Annotated in this window: 21 protein-coding genes; 3 read left to right on the top strand and 18 right to left on the bottom strand. The window is 42.5% G+C overall.

The features are described 5' to 3' along the window. From CBG25_RS00610 to CBG25_RS00540, 15 genes are all read right to left on the bottom strand, one after another. Positions 1-289 (bottom strand): VirB3 family type IV secretion system protein (locus CBG25_RS00610; RefSeq protein WP_290603751.1); only part of this gene is annotated, 289 nt, incomplete at its 3' end. Positions 290-307: 18 nt separating this feature from the next. After that, positions 308-595 (bottom strand): TrbC/VirB2 family protein, encoded by a 288-nt coding sequence (locus CBG25_RS00605; RefSeq protein WP_290603749.1) that lies wholly within the window; start codon positions 593-595, stop codon positions 308-310. Positions 596-613: 18 nt separating this feature from the next. Further along, positions 614-1,210 (bottom strand): lytic transglycosylase domain-containing protein, encoded by a 597-nt coding sequence (locus CBG25_RS00600; RefSeq protein ID WP_290603753.1) that lies wholly within the window; start codon positions 1,208-1,210, stop codon positions 614-616. A gap of 4 nt (positions 1,211-1,214) precedes the next feature. Beyond that, the gene (locus CBG25_RS00595; protein ID WP_290603747.1) at positions 1,215-1,445 is read right to left on the bottom strand and encodes a hypothetical protein; all 231 of its coding nucleotides are present in this window, start codon (positions 1,443-1,445) and stop codon (positions 1,215-1,217) included. A gap of 24 nt (positions 1,446-1,469) precedes the next feature. Then, positions 1,470-1,787: a hypothetical protein gene (locus CBG25_RS00590; RefSeq protein WP_290603745.1), complete on the bottom strand. Its 318-nt coding sequence runs from the start codon at positions 1,785-1,787 to the stop codon at positions 1,470-1,472. A 525-nt stretch (positions 1,788-2,312) separates the two neighbouring features. Further along, the gene (locus tag CBG25_RS00585; protein WP_290603743.1) at positions 2,313-2,576 is read right to left on the bottom strand and encodes a helix-turn-helix transcriptional regulator; all 264 of its coding nucleotides are present in this window, start codon (positions 2,574-2,576) and stop codon (positions 2,313-2,315) included. A 57-nt stretch (positions 2,577-2,633) separates the two neighbouring features. Further along, positions 2,634-3,254, bottom strand: coding sequence for a helix-turn-helix transcriptional regulator (locus CBG25_RS00580; RefSeq protein WP_290603741.1), 621 nt, complete (start codon positions 3,252-3,254; stop codon positions 2,634-2,636). A 495-nt stretch (positions 3,255-3,749) separates the two neighbouring features. Continuing rightward, a complete protein-coding gene (locus CBG25_RS00575) occupies positions 3,750-4,262 on the bottom strand; it encodes a DNA-3-methyladenine glycosylase (protein WP_290603739.1) in 513 nt (170 codons plus the stop codon). Positions 4,263-4,265: 3 nt separating this feature from the next. Beyond that, the gene (locus CBG25_RS00570; protein ID WP_290603737.1) at positions 4,266-5,249 is read right to left on the bottom strand and encodes an Rpn family recombination-promoting nuclease/putative transposase; all 984 of its coding nucleotides are present in this window, start codon (positions 5,247-5,249) and stop codon (positions 4,266-4,268) included. Between the two features lie 45 nt (positions 5,250-5,294). Next, positions 5,295-6,467 carry a MobP1 family relaxase gene (mobP1, locus tag CBG25_RS00565; RefSeq protein WP_290603735.1) on the bottom strand — a complete coding sequence of 391 codons (1,173 nt, stop codon included), beginning with the start codon at positions 6,465-6,467 and terminating at the stop codon, positions 5,295-5,297. A 12-nt stretch (positions 6,468-6,479) separates the two neighbouring features. Beyond that, positions 6,480-7,019: a hypothetical protein gene (locus tag CBG25_RS00560; protein WP_290603733.1), complete on the bottom strand. Its 540-nt coding sequence runs from the start codon at positions 7,017-7,019 to the stop codon at positions 6,480-6,482. 216 nt (positions 7,020-7,235) lie between these two features. Next, the gene (locus CBG25_RS00555) at positions 7,236-7,694 is read right to left on the bottom strand and encodes a hypothetical protein (protein WP_290603731.1); all 459 of its coding nucleotides are present in this window, start codon (positions 7,692-7,694) and stop codon (positions 7,236-7,238) included. Further along, positions 7,691-8,632, bottom strand: coding sequence for a replication initiator protein A (locus CBG25_RS00550; RefSeq protein ID WP_290603729.1), 942 nt, complete (start codon positions 8,630-8,632; stop codon positions 7,691-7,693). Before CBG25_RS00550 ends, CBG25_RS00555 begins: the two co-directional genes overlap by 4 nt. A 491-nt stretch (positions 8,633-9,123) precedes the next feature. Beyond that, positions 9,124-9,321, bottom strand: a complete 198-nt coding sequence (locus CBG25_RS00545) for a hypothetical protein (protein ID WP_290603727.1) — start codon at positions 9,319-9,321, stop codon at positions 9,124-9,126. Positions 9,322-9,346: 25 nt separating this feature from the next. Continuing rightward, on the bottom strand, positions 9,347-9,568 hold the full coding sequence (locus tag CBG25_RS00540; protein WP_290603725.1) for a hypothetical protein: 222 nt from the start codon (positions 9,566-9,568) through the stop codon (positions 9,347-9,349). 165 nt (positions 9,569-9,733) lie between these two features. Between CBG25_RS00540 and CBG25_RS00535 the strand changes: the two genes are divergently transcribed. From CBG25_RS00535 to CBG25_RS00525, 3 genes are all read left to right on the top strand, one after another. Continuing rightward, on the top strand, positions 9,734-10,435 hold the full coding sequence (locus tag CBG25_RS00535) for a hypothetical protein (protein ID WP_290603723.1): 702 nt from the start codon (positions 9,734-9,736) through the stop codon (positions 10,433-10,435). A 545-nt stretch (positions 10,436-10,980) separates the two neighbouring features. After that, positions 10,981-11,376, top strand: a complete 396-nt coding sequence (locus tag CBG25_RS00530; protein ID WP_290603721.1) for a hypothetical protein — start codon at positions 10,981-10,983, stop codon at positions 11,374-11,376. Then, positions 11,373-11,732, top strand: a complete 360-nt coding sequence (locus CBG25_RS00525; protein WP_290603719.1) for a DUF2726 domain-containing protein — start codon at positions 11,373-11,375, stop codon at positions 11,730-11,732. The genes CBG25_RS00530 and CBG25_RS00525 overlap by 4 nt, the downstream gene beginning before the upstream one ends. 130 nt (positions 11,733-11,862) lie before the next feature. Here CBG25_RS00525 and CBG25_RS00520 read toward each other — a convergent pair whose 3' ends face one another. From CBG25_RS00520 to CBG25_RS00510, 3 genes are all read right to left on the bottom strand, one after another. After that, positions 11,863-12,384 (bottom strand): plasmid partitioning/stability family protein, encoded by a 522-nt coding sequence (locus CBG25_RS00520; protein WP_290603717.1) that lies wholly within the window; start codon positions 12,382-12,384, stop codon positions 11,863-11,865. A gap of 11 nt (positions 12,385-12,395) precedes the next feature. Further along, positions 12,396-13,370 (bottom strand): plasmid segregation protein ParM domain-containing protein, encoded by a 975-nt coding sequence (parM, locus tag CBG25_RS00515; protein ID WP_290603715.1) that lies wholly within the window; start codon positions 13,368-13,370, stop codon positions 12,396-12,398. A gap of 322 nt (positions 13,371-13,692) precedes the next feature. Beyond that, positions 13,693-14,127: an H-NS family nucleoid-associated regulatory protein gene (locus CBG25_RS00510; RefSeq protein WP_290603713.1), complete on the bottom strand. Its 435-nt coding sequence runs from the start codon at positions 14,125-14,127 to the stop codon at positions 13,693-13,695. Positions 14,128-14,174 lie beyond the last annotated feature (47 nt).

Genomic DNA, 14,174 nt, shown 5'->3' with positions numbered 1-14,174 from the left:
GGCTATGGCTGATTGCCCTTGCGCCAAAAAATCGGGTGGCTACATGGCGGGATATCAGCTTCGATTTTTTCCCCAGCGCTTTCCACCCTATCCATATCAGCGTGAAAACATGCTCATCACGGGCAGTCATATTGCGCATCAGAAAATAGAGCACCAAAATAAGCAGCCACATCCATTTGGTGATAATAAGACCAAGGATAATCAGACAAAAAACCGAGATAATAAACGGGGCAATAGGAACCCCACAAAGCAATGTAGGACGAGTCAGCGCCTTATAGACGGTTGCCATATTTCCCCATCTCCATCATCATAAAATATAGGCGACAAATTCAGAAATACCGACAATAATACAGGCACCAATGATAACGTTGCTTATTTCTGCCAGCGCTTCTTTACGCCATAACACCTTGAAGGCAACCCATAATCCGGCAAGCGTCGCAGTGGCAATAGAAATAGAATGCATACCGACAATTAACGCTTTCAGTAATTTATTAACTGGCTCAAACCCAGCCGAAAATACCGGCGCAGCAAACAGGTAACACAATAGCCACATAGCAATCTGTGCAGGACGATTAATCACATTTTTTATTTTCACTTGAACACCTTAATAATTTTATTGTTGTACGTCTCCACGTACAAAGTGAGAGGGATAGACAACCACCGACGAGGATATCGATAACGGTCTATTGCCTTTATTAATGAATTCTCTCGTGAATTTTCCTTTATCTTCTTTAATACTTGGCACCTTGTAACCAACATCATTTTTATAACCTATGCGCTCTATGTAACTGGTATTATTAAATTCCCCTTCTTTTTTCTGCCCCGTTGAAAAACTACCGCTGTAATAGCAACTGAGCGCTCTTTTCAGCGAGCCGCCACGCTGATAGCAATCGGTCAGGATTTTTTCAAAAATGGCAAGATTGATGCAGGGATCGAAGAGTTGTTCATCATTAACATGATAGGTTTTAAAATTGGTACTGGTGATTTGCATCAGTCCCAGCGAGTAACGTTTTCCTTGCGTTTTTAATTGATTAACATGGGTAAGTGCCTGATTTTTGCTCTCAGGAAACAGCCCTTTTTTTACGCCTATAATGCCGATGGCATAGGGATTAAAACCGGATTCCACTCTGGCAACCGCCAAGGCAGTCTCAGGATGGACAGAAGGCGCGCACTGCATGGCTAAGGCAAGAAACGCCGTGGTGGATAACATGAATTTACCTCCTTTTTTTATCAGACGGTGTTCTTTCATCCTCTGTTCCTAAAATGCGCTTTAAGTTATCCTTTGCTTCATCGCCATGTCGTTCAATAACATAGTGAATAAATTCAGAAATCGTCACAGGGCGTCCAATATAATGACCGATATCGAGCACAATTTTATCGAGCCGGTCACGCAATACCGCGCCCACATAAATATTTTTCCCCGGACGCGAAAGTTGTTTAAACATTATCTTTTTCCTTGATAAAGATGACTAGCGGCCTCGGCGCTTCACCGCATAGAGGTAAGTATTGGGTAAGCAACAGTTGGTAAAACTGGCGTCTTCACTGTTATTCGTTATATTTAATCCTTTTTTCAACGTATAAATAAAATCAGCCAGCGTATCAGTGTTATCTCGTTTTTGATTTAATGTTTTTCTCCATATTGAATCAATAATCTCTTCGGTTGAACGGGACATTTTTTCATATCCCCTAAGAATACTGAGTCTTAATAGCCGTATTTCATCGTTTTCTTTGCACTGCTGACGATAGTGCATTTGACGACGCTCACGGCAACGTTGACGCGCGTTCATTAATTTATTCCCCCCTAAAAGAAGATTTATGGTAAGTACACCAGAAAATACTCACTACAAATCCACCTGTTGGTGATTTGTGTACACCTGTGTCGGCATACATCCAGCCAGAAAGCGTTATAAGCTCCGCCTTGAGCGTAAAAATCAAGGCTACCGGCGATCAACCCGTTATTGCATCGCTAATTTTTTAGCAGCGAAATAACGCATAATGCAACACGACTATATTGTTTTCCGCCATGCTGCGGATCACCGGTACTGATTTGTTAAAGAGCAGGCGCAACTATTCAGATAACAGGCACCTCTACCAACACTGGATGTTTTCAGAATCAGGTCGCCCGGAAAACGTGGGCGAGGGAAAATGATGCCTTAAATTTTTTGGCCCTTGAATAGGGATAATCACCATTTTAGTTATAAGTTTTAATTGTTTAAAATCAATAACTTAAAAAACAAGTAAGTATCAATTAAACGGAAAACCCCCACCTTATTTCGTGAGGGCTTCCTATAAAAACATTTAAAAACAATTACTTACTTTCTGTTCGTTTCTATCAAATAATCCTCAATGGCAAAATTGAAAAATGCTCTTAATGCAGAATAAGTTTTTAATTCATGCTTCTGCATCGCATTATTAAGATGATTATCTACAGTCCTAACGCTAATATTTAAACATAACGCAATCTCGCTGTTAGTAAGTCCAGACCGAGACATTGACAATATCTGAATTTCTCTTTTGGATAATTTAGGGAATAGTTCCAAATACGTATTAAAGTTTTTTATTCGGAATGGATGCATTGTTTTCTCCTATTCATTTAGCGTAATCGTCAGAGCACATCGCTCTGACGACGAGTCTTAAACGCTAATGACCTGACTACCAGAAGGCAGAAATTCAGGAGGAAGGTATCGATTTATACCGTTGGCGCGGCAATAGTTTCTAAATTGCCTGCCATTATGCACACCCGATTTTTGATAAATTGATTGCAAGTTGTTTTCTATTGTCCGATGGGAAAGATTAAGCTTCCTGCCAACTTCTTTGCTGCTTAATCGCTGTAGCGTACAAAAGATAATCTGGCGCTCTCGCTGGCTAAACCGGTTATCTGACTGAATCAGATTAATGGTATAAGGCGATTCTCCTTCGATATATTCAAGCAGCGATAAAAACAGGAAAGGCTGAGCATAAAAAAATGACCCTTGGTAAACATCTTTCTCATCGAAGCGCGGAAAAAAATCAAACCGCCACGGTTGGGGCGATTGTTTGTAACCACCGGGCAACGTACTGAGCAGCGATAATGGCAATTTCTTATGGCGAACGACCTCCTCGTGCGCATGAAAAACGTCCAGTACTTGAGATGATTCCACCGTCATCCCCAGAATATCGGTCATCGCGGCATTGGTATAATCCTGAGATTCGGCATCGGTAAAACCACAGGGGATCGTTAAACTTTGGCAAAATTGCTTGATGGCGCTGTTCATGCGACACCCCCTATTTTCAGAAGGGATGCACGTTGGCGCGGCGTCAAATGACGTGAAATACGCGCAAATTTAGCAAGTATCGCCGGTTTTGCGCTAAAGACACGCTTGCAGAAAATGGGATGCAGATTTTTAGGACAAGTTTTCAGTGGGGTAGTAGCCATGATAGCAACCTCAGTAAGTAGCTGGTTTTGCTACCACAGAGTTCTCACACTCAGGGTGGTAGCCCAGACGGAGGTGAGAAACCGGCCTTACTGATACCGGCCACCCATAAAGGGTGCCCCGCCTGAGCCACCATTATTTTTCAGGTATGCTAAGGCTCATTCTGCGACATAAAAAAAGACGCGTGGCGCGTCATTTGTCGCCAGTAAGATGCTCGGGTTGTCACGCCCGGTTATCCATTTTTAGATAACACATCAATTATAGCGTCTGAGCAGAAAAGCGGCAAGAACATCTTAATATAGGCAGGTGTATTTTAAGGGTCATACTTAGCAGTATTTACTTTGACTTAAAACGCCACAATTTATCGGTGCCAACTTTTATGCCTATTCTTGGTGTGGCAATATATTCAGGTTGAATAGTAGAATCATAAACACAAAAGTTATGACATTGCGTTAAATCAATTTGATTATTATTTTTTGTGATATTTAATTTTTTGCAAAGTTTACCCGGCCCATTTAAAGAAAGAACTGTAGGTTTATATAAATCGATTCCTCGAATTAAAACCGCCGTCGGAAAACCTTCACGCTCGGTCACAATATTCAGGCAATGATACATACCGTAGATAAGATAAACATAGGAAAACCCGGCAGCCCCAAACATGACCGCTGTTCTTGGCGTGCAACCTCTCACCGCATGGCAGGCCGGATCATCCTGCCCTACATAGGCTTCGACTTCGTTGATAACCCCATGATAATCTGCAAACTTTAAAACATTTCCCAGCAAATCCTTTGCTACACAAAGCGTATCACGCTCATAAAATGAGCGAGGTAAAATAATGTTACTCGACATCGATTAATCCATCAGTGCATTAATCTCAGCATCAGACAACCCGGTAGACATTTTGACAATCGCCCGATCAACGCCGTTGGCCAGAAGTTGGCGCGCTATGGTTCTGGCAGATTCTTGCCTACCTTTTTCTATGCCCTTTTCTATGCCCCGCTGTTCGCCTAGATGAATACCTTCTTCACGGCCTTGAACAATGCCCTCTTGACGGCCTTTCAATATACCTTGTTTCTCGCCTTCTTGCCGTAGCTGCTCTGCAATGGTCATCACCACCTCCCGATAATCAGTTGCTCTTTCCGCAATCTGATGCAAAAATTGCTTTGCATCAGAAGTATTTCCTCGTTCTACAATATAACAGATTAATCCGCGAAATAGCTCAGGCTGCAATACCCACTGATTGAGCAAACCTGCTATCTCCTGACTTAACTCTAGCATATCGCGGGTACGGATATGCTTCATCACCAGCTCCATCAGGGCGACGTGCCGATGTGTGATAATCTCCTCGTCCGGGATAGCCGTCACGTCAACCAGAGGAAACGCCTGCATATAAACCAACTTTGCCAGTTCCGGGTCAGCAAAACAATCCAGACAATGGGTACTGTAAGGATACGGCGAGGTTTTCCCTTGATAAAACAGCAATGGTATCACCACCGGCAAGGTGTCGTTGCCCTGCTCAAGATGCCGTTGCATGGCGGCAACCGCATACCTTAAAAGCCTAAATGCCATCAGTTTTTCAGGTCTGCTTTGATGTTCGACAACACAATAGACATAACTATCATGACCAGCGATGGTCTTCATCGAATAGAGCATATCTGAGCACTGACTACGCAGGTCTGCCTCAATAAAGCTGCCGGACTCCATCGCCAGCGTACTAAAATCACACAATTGGCGAAGTTTTTCCGGTAAATGAATTTTCAGGAAATCCCGAGCGATGGTGATATCACCAAGGAATTTTTTAAAAAAACTGTCATGGTGGGAAAGTGTCTTTTTCATCAATGCAGTATACCCGCGAAGGATAAGCCTCGCCATTCTTTCACATTAAAACTTGAATATCCCGACGCGAATACCCAATTTTTGTTGCTGCTGAAGTTTAACTGTCGCTTCCTGATTTTGTTTAAACAGCGAAAAACCGCGCTGTTGCTTTAACAACTGCTCGGGGGTATCTAGCGGTTTCAGCTTGTCAAACGGCACGGGTTTGATCCCCATTGCACCCTGATTTTCGATGCGCCAGTTATTGCGCTTGTGATCTGACCATCCCTGCTTGTTGCCCTGCCCATCGGTCAGCGGCACTTTTACGGTGGTTTCACCCTCCTTGCGCATTTTTATCACACTGCCGACTTTTACCCCTTCGCGCTTGATTTCATCGGCAATATTGCTACCCCAGCGTGTCATTTCTGTTTTGTTTTTCAGGGTACGCAACGTAATGTAATTTTGCTGCTTGTTTTTGGGGTCAAACAGGTAATTTGTCCGACCAAACTCAACCACTTCAAACAGATTACGTAAACGCTCAGGCTCTCGTTTAAGCTGTTCTTTTTTCCCGAACTCATATTTATGAGTGCATTTTACCTTGTAACCCATTTTTTGCAGGTTTTCTGCAAACTTTTCGCGTAACTCGCGCAGGTCTTTTTTACGAATGTTGATCCGCTTACCGCCATTATCAGGAATGCGAAGCAATGCATGAACATGTGGGTGATGTTCTTTATCAGTATGGTATGCCATCAAAAAGCGATTTTCAGGATATTTTTGTTTTAGTGTCTCCTCTGCCGCTTTAAGCATATCCTTTTCCGATACCTCCGCTATCTTCGGTGATGAAAACACCATGTTATGCACCAGATTAGGTGAGCGGTCATGGGTGTACTGTTTTTTATCCTCATCATCGATAAGCGATTCATACGCCTCTTTTCGTTGCTCACGGTCAGCGATGTGATATTCCACCCCATGGTTATCACGCAAAGTAATTTCGCCTTCCCGTGCAATATAGTTTATTTCATTTTTAACCCCGCGAGGCCGGTTAGCACTGCCGGTAATCTTTACCATCACCTCACGACTTGCCCCCTGCTGCAACAGGCGGCTTTGGATATTTTTTTCATATTTCGCGCCACCGTTGCGGATTTTAAAGTTATAAGGTGTCCGTCTGGCCTGCTCCTGTTGCCCCCGTAATTTACGTGCTTTATATTCATCATCCGATTTTTTACCTATTCTTTTTGACATAAAACCACCTTATCATTTTGGCGTATTCCGGATTTTGACACTACGGACATTCACGGCGGCGTTAGTCAATTGTCGCACGGCTTTTTTCACGTCCTCAACGTCCTTATTAAGTTTTTTTACTTCTTCCCACAAATCCGTTTCTTTTACATCATGATACTGACGTTGACGAATAATTGTCGCCAGATTACGACCTGCCGTATTGACCGCATTTCTTGCCCGGCGTAACTCTTCCACTTCCTCATCCAGAAGAACAGGCTCCGTCGTCATAGCAAGATTTAACATAAACCGGATTTCTTTAGCCACTGACCAGTGACGGGAATCCGCTTGCAGAGTCAATTGATTAAGCATCTCATCGGATAAACGGATTTGCCTTACATGAGATAATGTCGATTCTTTGCGGAAAACGTTATCAACGTCTGTCGTATGTTGAGAAATAATTTTATTGGCAATGGTAGAAAAAAAAGCAGCGGGGGTTTTACCACTTAACTTTATTATCGCATCCTTTAATTTGGTATAATTATCGTTCTCTATTCTAAAGCTAATGAATTTCATCCTTCCTCCAAAAACCCCGTGTAGCGGCTGGCGAGAGCGACAAATGTGCACATTTGTAGTGTCTACGCCTATCCGGGGTCTTGTGTTTTTATGGCGTAATTTTCCCAACCTTAGCTCATCTCAATACCCAATATTTCATTATCATTAGGGGAATGGGGGGGCGAAACTAGACATACATAACCTCGTATAAATCAATTGATATCGTAACATGCGACATTACCCATCATTCGCTACCTGCCTTGTTTCATCATCCTTGATTTTAGCCTCTTTCTCCCAGATACCAAGTAGTCGATGGAATGGCATCACATCATTTATAAAACTGATTAACGCCTCTCCCAATAACGCAATAATACAAACTGCCAAAAAGATTGGGATGGTATAGTTATTTGTCGCAATAATGTTTTTTCCCAGATGGAAGTAAGTGACAAGACAAACCCCTCCCCCAATAAAAATTACCACGCCTTTAAATCCATACAGTAGCGCGAGTAAAATACCTGTTACCGTGTGTAAGCTACTAGCAACCACAAGTCGAATTGAAAACCAAGCCCAATAAATACCTTTTGAAAAAAGCTTTAAAAATTTGGCAAAAAATCGCTTCCGTTTTGATTGAGAAGCCGCTTTTATTACGGCCTCTCTCTGCTTCCCCTGTGGGAATTGATAAATATTATTTTTCATTTCTCACCTCGCTTGGATGCCAGTGAGTTTTTTAACTTATAAATTTCCCGCTTACCTTTTTCCCGTTGTTGCTCTTTCTCTTCCTGCTCCGGTGTCAAATTACGGTTATTAAAAATCACCATATCGGCTTTGGCATCGTAACGAATACTGTAATCGGGCAAGTCGTTCGCTTTAGCCAGTTGCTTAATGTTATGCCTGAACATTTTTAACAATGCAGTACTTCCAGTTTTTAAATGCAGTTTTTCAAGGGATATCGTAAACTCTCCCTGATTACCACAATGCTTACGGGCTATTTCATAAAGTCGCCTATCTATTGCTTTTCGGATACGGAAGTAATCAGGGCTAATTTTTAGCATTTTCTTTTTATGCAATGCCTGATAGAGCCAGTCAGGTAACGTCACTTCGATCATTCCAATATCAAGATTACCTTTTTTTTCATCAATAACACGCCAACTATCGATTAAACCAAAGCCAATCGATTCTTGCTTTACACCAGAATGAAAAATATTTGTTTCAACTCTAGTTCCAGACAGTCTTGCTAGTGATTTTTTAAAATCATTATATGCTCTTCCCCCTTTTTCCCTGTTTGTTGTGACAAAAAAATCATATGGTGTAAAAAAAATAGTTCTACTAATTTCTTGATGATTATTAATCGCTTCCTGTAGCTTAGATATAACATAAATCCAGACATCTTTATCAAAAATAGTAGCTAGCCCATCTGCTGTTGGTTTAACAATAACCGTTACATTACCATTTCTGTATTCCCTAACTTTAGTATCCCCACCTTTCAAAGCAAAAAAAGGATGCTCCATACTTGCCATCTCATCACGAAAGCTGGAAAGCTCCACCTCATCGGCGATAAAAAAATCTATCTCGTGTTTTCGGGGACGTAACGTTTTCAAATTGCACGCTCTCTGATTACTTGTATTATTTGCCATAGCCTCAGTCCTATCTATCCTAGGGTTGATGGTTAGAAGCTGCTGAGTGCTACCGACATCCAGCAGCTTCGCTATTCGTCTTTTAAAAACCTATAAAACACACAAAAACATCGTCACTTAAAAACCATAATATCGTCTATCAAAAACCATTTCAAGAAAAAGGCAAAAACAGTCGTTTTTTTTAACAAAAAAACTGTGAATAAGTTAAATTTTAATCGTCCTTTAAAAACCAATCTATCGTCCTTTAAAAACCAACAATCGTCCTTTAAAAACCAACAATCGTCCTTTAAAAACCAACAAGTCGTAAAAATTATTGTATTTCATATACCTACAGAACAAAAAATCTCTTTAACTTATTTAACTTATACATAACTAATCTTTTAACCGAATTTCACCCCCTTGAACCTGTGGATAACTTCACTTCTGTCAAAACCACCAAACGGCAGATTTTTGCTCCTTCCTGATAAAATTCCCTCTGCCCATCTCAAGCATCAGTGTGAACGTGCCTCAATCGGCATTGGGTGCTCTTCCGCTTCCTCGCCTTGGCTGTTCGTTCCTCGTCGCTTCGCGCCTGCGGTACGCCTCAGCCAAAGACTGCGGCGAGCGGTGGGAGTTAAGGTGAGGGTTTTCTTTGGTTCTAAAACGCGCTGTAACGACTCAGGAGCGATTTTTTGAGGTTGGACACGCAAGAATAGATTAACAGCACAAAAGGGCTTACAAGCGCGTATAGGGCAGATTTCTGGTCTGCCGTTCCCTGTCGATGGCAAACAGCAGGGCAACACCCGAAAGCAAATCCGGCACGACATCCGTTTTTGTGCCAAAGCGACCATTGTACAAACCACCCCAGCGACGAACGAGCAGCCAGTCACCAAACAGATCATTCATCAATTCGGCTTCGTACCAGCGTATCTCCGACTCCCAACGCCATTTCAACATTTAGCCGTAGCCCTTTTGGTATTATACTTTGTTGAGTAAGCGCTCTCTTCAATGGCCGCCACAACCGGAGAACGAGGCCATGAACGATAAAGTATTACAAGATGTCGAAATATGAGAATATTCTGTCTGAAATATAGGTGCAACCTTTAACCGGAAATGAAAACAATGATGCTGTTTAACCTTACAAAAGCCGCTATGGAACACCTGTTTCCTGATTCTGTTGCGAAACAGCAAGAAGACATTATCCAGCAACGAAGAGGTGAAAATATTGTTCTCTATGACCGAGACAGTAAACAGAAAGATACGGTAGATTTTGTTTTTCATCTCCATGCTATAAAAGTAAAACAATTTTATTGCGTAGTTGCTATCGAGAAAGAAACGCGCTGGGTGCACATTATTCATCATGTCAAAAAAGGTGATGTGAGAGAGTTTACCCGCCGGTTTAACGAACGGTTGGTGAATGGCGTCGCTAACATGATTATGCACGTTAAACCAAACTCAATAGCATTACTGGATATGACGGTTGGTAACTATACCACTGCTAACCAAGAGATGCTTTTTGTGCATAAAAGTGATAAAAGCTGCAATACTCATATATCACAAATTGTTTGGATTTATCGAAATGTTATTGATGAACACGGTTTCCCCGGTAATGAACTGGATGCGATGTATTTTGATATGGAGCAGAACGCCTTCATCAGAAAGACCAAGCAGTCAAAAGATTATTTTTACCCTGCGGAAGCGATGCTAGAAAAATTTTTACGATCATATACCGCTATGACGGAAAAAGAAATACAGCTTGCCGTGCAAGGTAATCGTAAAGGCTGGATAATCTCTGGAGCAAAAGATGAATGCAATATGCATTGAACAAGCGAGATTTTATTGAATTACTCCATCGCTATCAAAGTAATAGCGCCTCTATCTTCTCATTAGGATTTTATTACTATTTTATATTATACGGAAAAAAAGAGCGGATCCCCAGCATAGCAAACCAAAGGAAGCTTTCCTGCGACAAACTTTGGTTAAGTGAATGGAAAAAAGATGCCCGCAGGGCATAGAAGGCGGCGCTCATTAGTAACAATATTCCCCCAATATTAATCCGCCGAAGCCCGCCCTGAGAAGGGCGGATGCATAGCTAAAATTAATCTCCATACCCCTCCCACCCTGCTAGGAGGTTTTTCTTTTTGCCGACTGTCAGCGACACCTTTTTCTGATGGTCGAAGACAAAAGAATGTTGCAGCAACGTTGAAAACTCGTCGTTTGCATTTCCAGAACCTGCGATACAAAATAGCCGACAGAACCACATAAAAACACAAGACCTCGGATAGGCGTAGACACTACAAATGTGCACATTTGTCGCTCTCGCCAGCCGCTACACGGGGTTTTTGGAGGAATTTAAAAGGAGTAAAATTTTGACAGAAGAAGAACGACTACAGAATTTTTGGATAGAGGCTGATGCGTTATCCGGCGTAAGCTATTTTGATGTCGTTAATGCAGGGTTGAAGCCAGTAAAATATCACTATCCGGTAATGTCACAACAACAGGTATCGGCGCAACTTAACTTTAAAGTGTGGGAACGGTCAAAACTTTGTTGTTACTTCCGTTGCCTTGATTCAGGTGACTATTTTAAAATAAATTTGTTCTTCAATGCCAAAACAGGAGGGCACTATGCTTCACAACAAGGCAGTATTGATTTTAAATCATTGGGCCTTTTAGGGGAATGTTTTTTACTGGATATTGTGATAAATGAAAAAGGTTATCCGATATTAAAAAGTGCACGAAGGCTTGACGATCAGGGAGTGTTATGAATATTAAAGAACGTAGCCTATTAAGTGAAGATGAATCTGAAATTTATTGTAATCTTAACCGATTAATGACCGAAGGTGTTGTTGTTTTTGTCAAAGTAAAACTGTCGGAATTTTTAACACCTACCGCTGAATATGGAACAGAACTATTTTACCATGATTTCCTTGAGTTGAACAATTTAACAGCCCCGTTTTTATTGTTTGATGTAAAGAATAAAAAAGTATGCAAGGTAATTACATTTAACAATGAATATAAAAAACAGACAACACATGAATTAAGGAAGATACTTGAAGTCTGCCAAATTCCTTTGATAGAAATTGGCAGTATTGCCGAGTTGTATACCTGTGAACTTTTTTGAAAATAGCAATAAAGATCACAATGATTTATTCATCGTCGAATACTTATTTACTGTTATTTTTTGTGATGTCTTTAGGTGATAATTATCGTCATAACACGTTTTTAATTGTCGAAAGACACCCTTCGGTGATTTAATGAGAGCCAAACATTTTTTTTGCGTTCGTCAGCGTTTCCGAGGTGGGTTCAGCGTCTGCTAATGGCTGCGTGGTCTGTTGTTCGTCCTTCTCCACGGGCGCTAACAGGGCACGAACGTGAATATCGTCCTCCGGCTGGCTCGACAGTTTCCGGTATTCTTCCTCACCAATAGCAAACCACGCCGTCCACGGCCTGCCTGCCGCCAATTCATCCCTGACGCGCTTCTGCCACGCTACAGACTGTAGCGCCCTATCGTGGTTGTCCGTGTTCATTTCAGGCAGCACGAGTGAAAGGGTGCGTTTCAGGGTCAGCGCATCGCGTTTTCCGTCCAGCAGCAACGCCAGCAATGACGGAAGTCGCTTATCCAGCGTGGATAAAGCGATCCCTGCTACCAGACAATCTCTAAAAAAATCAGGGCGCTGGCGCAGGGGGATATTTTCAATCGCGTCAATAGCGGCTTTCTGATGCGGTTCATCAGGGTACAGGTACAGCCAGAGCTTGCGTCGTTCTTCGTTCATGCTCGTTTCCCCTAGCGATTGATTTCGGCAATGGATGTGACGAGCGCCAATTGTGCTTCTGGTAGAATTTTGACCTTCTCTTTGAGTAATGGGAAGGCGTCTTTCACTGCCGGATATATCAGTTCAGCACCGCCGCCTGTGAGGTAAATACGGTTCACGCCTTTATAACCTTGCAGATGCTGAATGACGCGCTCCGCTAACCGCGAAATACTGCTGTTTATCACACCGCGCACGACATCAATCCTGCTGCCGTCATTAACCACGGTTTCAAACAACGCTCTGTCGTTCCGGTTTTTGACTAGTTGGTCGGCAATGTAATAACTGGTATGACTTCCTGCCTGTTTTAGTGCATTCATCACGGCGGTTGTCACCAGTGTGACACCTAAACCTGGCTCGCCGGACACCTTTGATACGCTCCGGTAACGTCCAGAAATCGCTCCGCAGTCCAGCGTGGTTCCGCCTAAATCGACAACCAGCGAGGTTTCCAGATCGCTGACGTTATCCTCTTCCAGCGATGCCAGCGCCGCAGGGAGGGATTCCGGCAAAACGTGGACTTTTTCAATCGAAAATAACTGACCTTTGTTCAGGGTAATTTTTTTTTGTAGGTTTGCCGCTTTGCGCTGAATGTTGTTGCTGTTCTCCTGCATGTCTGGGGTGAAATATTCCGATATGGGCAGCGTTACCCATAATTCAACGGACTGTGGCTCCATCCCCGTCTGTAGCAGTGCGTGATGCACCGCCAGACGGTTTTCCACGCCGTACTGATATTCAATATTGGTGGTGACAATCGCAGACGGATTGTGTGTGTCGAAAGCGTATTTTTCGCCATCGGCAAGGTAGTTATAAGTTTTTTCACTGCCAAAGCCGGACGTATTCCAGCCTTCTTTAAAGGAGTTATGACTGACCAGTGTGTGCCGTTCACCGTTGTCGTCGAACCATGCCAGTTTTACCGCTGTAGAGCCGTCATCGCAAAAAACTTTACGCATAAAGCACCCGTTATGTTCCGTGTGTTTGTTATTAAAGCCTATTGTAGTCATTTTTTAGCGATGCATCAATATTTTTGGGTGTTTTTTGGGTGTTTATTATGGAGAGTGTCACCCATCAAGACCTCAATTTGCTGATTTTGGTTTTAAATGATGGATTTTGGGTGTTTATTGGGTTTTTTAATTATTTATGGGTGTTTATCCGGCGCACTGAAAGACGAGGATATCAGGCGCACCGGATAAACGAGAGTTTTTAAAAATCAAAAATGAAGATGTCTAGGTTTTTCGAGGTGCCCGGATGTCAATTTTTTAGCTCATAGACAAGTTATTGGATTTCGCCTTTGTTAATCAAAAACTCATCAAGGCTACGTCCTGCGCTCAGGGCTTCTGCAATGGGTTTGGGCTTGCGTCCTTTGCCTGTCCATGTTTTGGTTTCGCCATTTTCGACAAATTCATATTTTGCGGGGGCTTTTGGGGTTTTGCTGCGGGTCTTACTAATGTTAACACCGTCGCCTAACAGTTCTTCAGCAGTGAAGCCTTCTCCTTCAATCAGTTGTAAAAGCTCCTTGCGTTTCTCATCTCGCTCAGCACGGGCTGCTGCTTCTTTTTCTGCATCGGCGCGGCGCTCTTCAATGGCGGCACCCAGCTTTTCATGCATTTCTTTAAGCAGTTCAAAATCCGTTTCCCGTGCAAAAACACGGATAGAGCGGATATTGCTGAGAACGCGCCGGATTTCACCATAACTGTCTTTGTCGCTCATTTTTTACCCTTGTGTTACTTGACGTAATGCCAGACTTGAGGCGGAAT

The sequence above is a fragment of the Arsenophonus sp. ENCA genome (assembly GCF_002287155.1).
Taxonomy (GTDB): domain Bacteria; phylum Pseudomonadota; class Gammaproteobacteria; order Enterobacterales; family Enterobacteriaceae; genus Arsenophonus; species Arsenophonus nilaparvatae.
This window is presented reverse-complemented; position numbering and strand designations above follow the sequence as displayed.

Excerpts from the sequence above, each read along its gene's own strand:
- CBG25_RS00600 (WP_290603753.1), bottom strand. The coding sequence starts at position 1,210 with ATGTTATCCACCACGGCGTTTCTTGCCTTAGCCATGCAGTGCGCGCCT.
- CBG25_RS00595 (WP_290603747.1), bottom strand. The coding sequence starts at position 1,445 with ATGTTTAAACAACTTTCGCGTCCGGGGAAAAATATTTATGTGGGCGCG.
- CBG25_RS00590 (WP_290603745.1), bottom strand. The coding sequence starts at position 1,787 with ATGAACGCGCGTCAACGTTGCCGTGAGCGTCGTCAAATGCACTATCGT.
- CBG25_RS00585 (WP_290603743.1), bottom strand. The coding sequence starts at position 2,576 with ATGCATCCATTCCGAATAAAAAACTTTAATACGTATTTGGAACTATTC.
- CBG25_RS00580 (WP_290603741.1), bottom strand. The coding sequence starts at position 3,254 with ATGAACAGCGCCATCAAGCAATTTTGCCAAAGTTTAACGATCCCCTGT.
- CBG25_RS00575 (WP_290603739.1), bottom strand. The coding sequence starts at position 4,262 with ATGTCGAGTAACATTATTTTACCTCGCTCATTTTATGAGCGTGATACG.
- CBG25_RS00570 (WP_290603737.1), bottom strand. The coding sequence starts at position 5,249 with ATGAAAAAGACACTTTCCCACCATGACAGTTTTTTTAAAAAATTCCTT.
- mobP1 (WP_290603735.1), bottom strand. The coding sequence starts at position 6,467 with ATGTCAAAAAGAATAGGTAAAAAATCGGATGATGAATATAAAGCACGT.
- CBG25_RS00560 (WP_290603733.1), bottom strand. The coding sequence starts at position 7,019 with ATGAAATTCATTAGCTTTAGAATAGAGAACGATAATTATACCAAATTA.
- CBG25_RS00555 (WP_290603731.1), bottom strand. The coding sequence starts at position 7,694 with ATGAAAAATAATATTTATCAATTCCCACAGGGGAAGCAGAGAGAGGCC.
- CBG25_RS00550 (WP_290603729.1), bottom strand. The coding sequence starts at position 8,632 with ATGGCAAATAATACAAGTAATCAGAGAGCGTGCAATTTGAAAACGTTA.
- CBG25_RS00540 (WP_290603725.1), bottom strand. The coding sequence starts at position 9,568 with ATGTTGAAATGGCGTTGGGAGTCGGAGATACGCTGGTACGAAGCCGAA.
- CBG25_RS00535 (WP_290603723.1), top strand. The coding sequence starts at position 9,734 with ATGATGCTGTTTAACCTTACAAAAGCCGCTATGGAACACCTGTTTCCT.
- CBG25_RS00525 (WP_290603719.1), top strand. The coding sequence starts at position 11,373 with ATGAATATTAAAGAACGTAGCCTATTAAGTGAAGATGAATCTGAAATT.
- CBG25_RS00520 (WP_290603717.1), bottom strand. The coding sequence starts at position 12,384 with ATGAACGAAGAACGACGCAAGCTCTGGCTGTACCTGTACCCTGATGAA.
- parM (WP_290603715.1), bottom strand. The coding sequence starts at position 13,370 with ATGCGTAAAGTTTTTTGCGATGACGGCTCTACAGCGGTAAAACTGGCA.
- CBG25_RS00510 (WP_290603713.1), bottom strand. The coding sequence starts at position 14,127 with ATGAGCGACAAAGACAGTTATGGTGAAATCCGGCGCGTTCTCAGCAAT.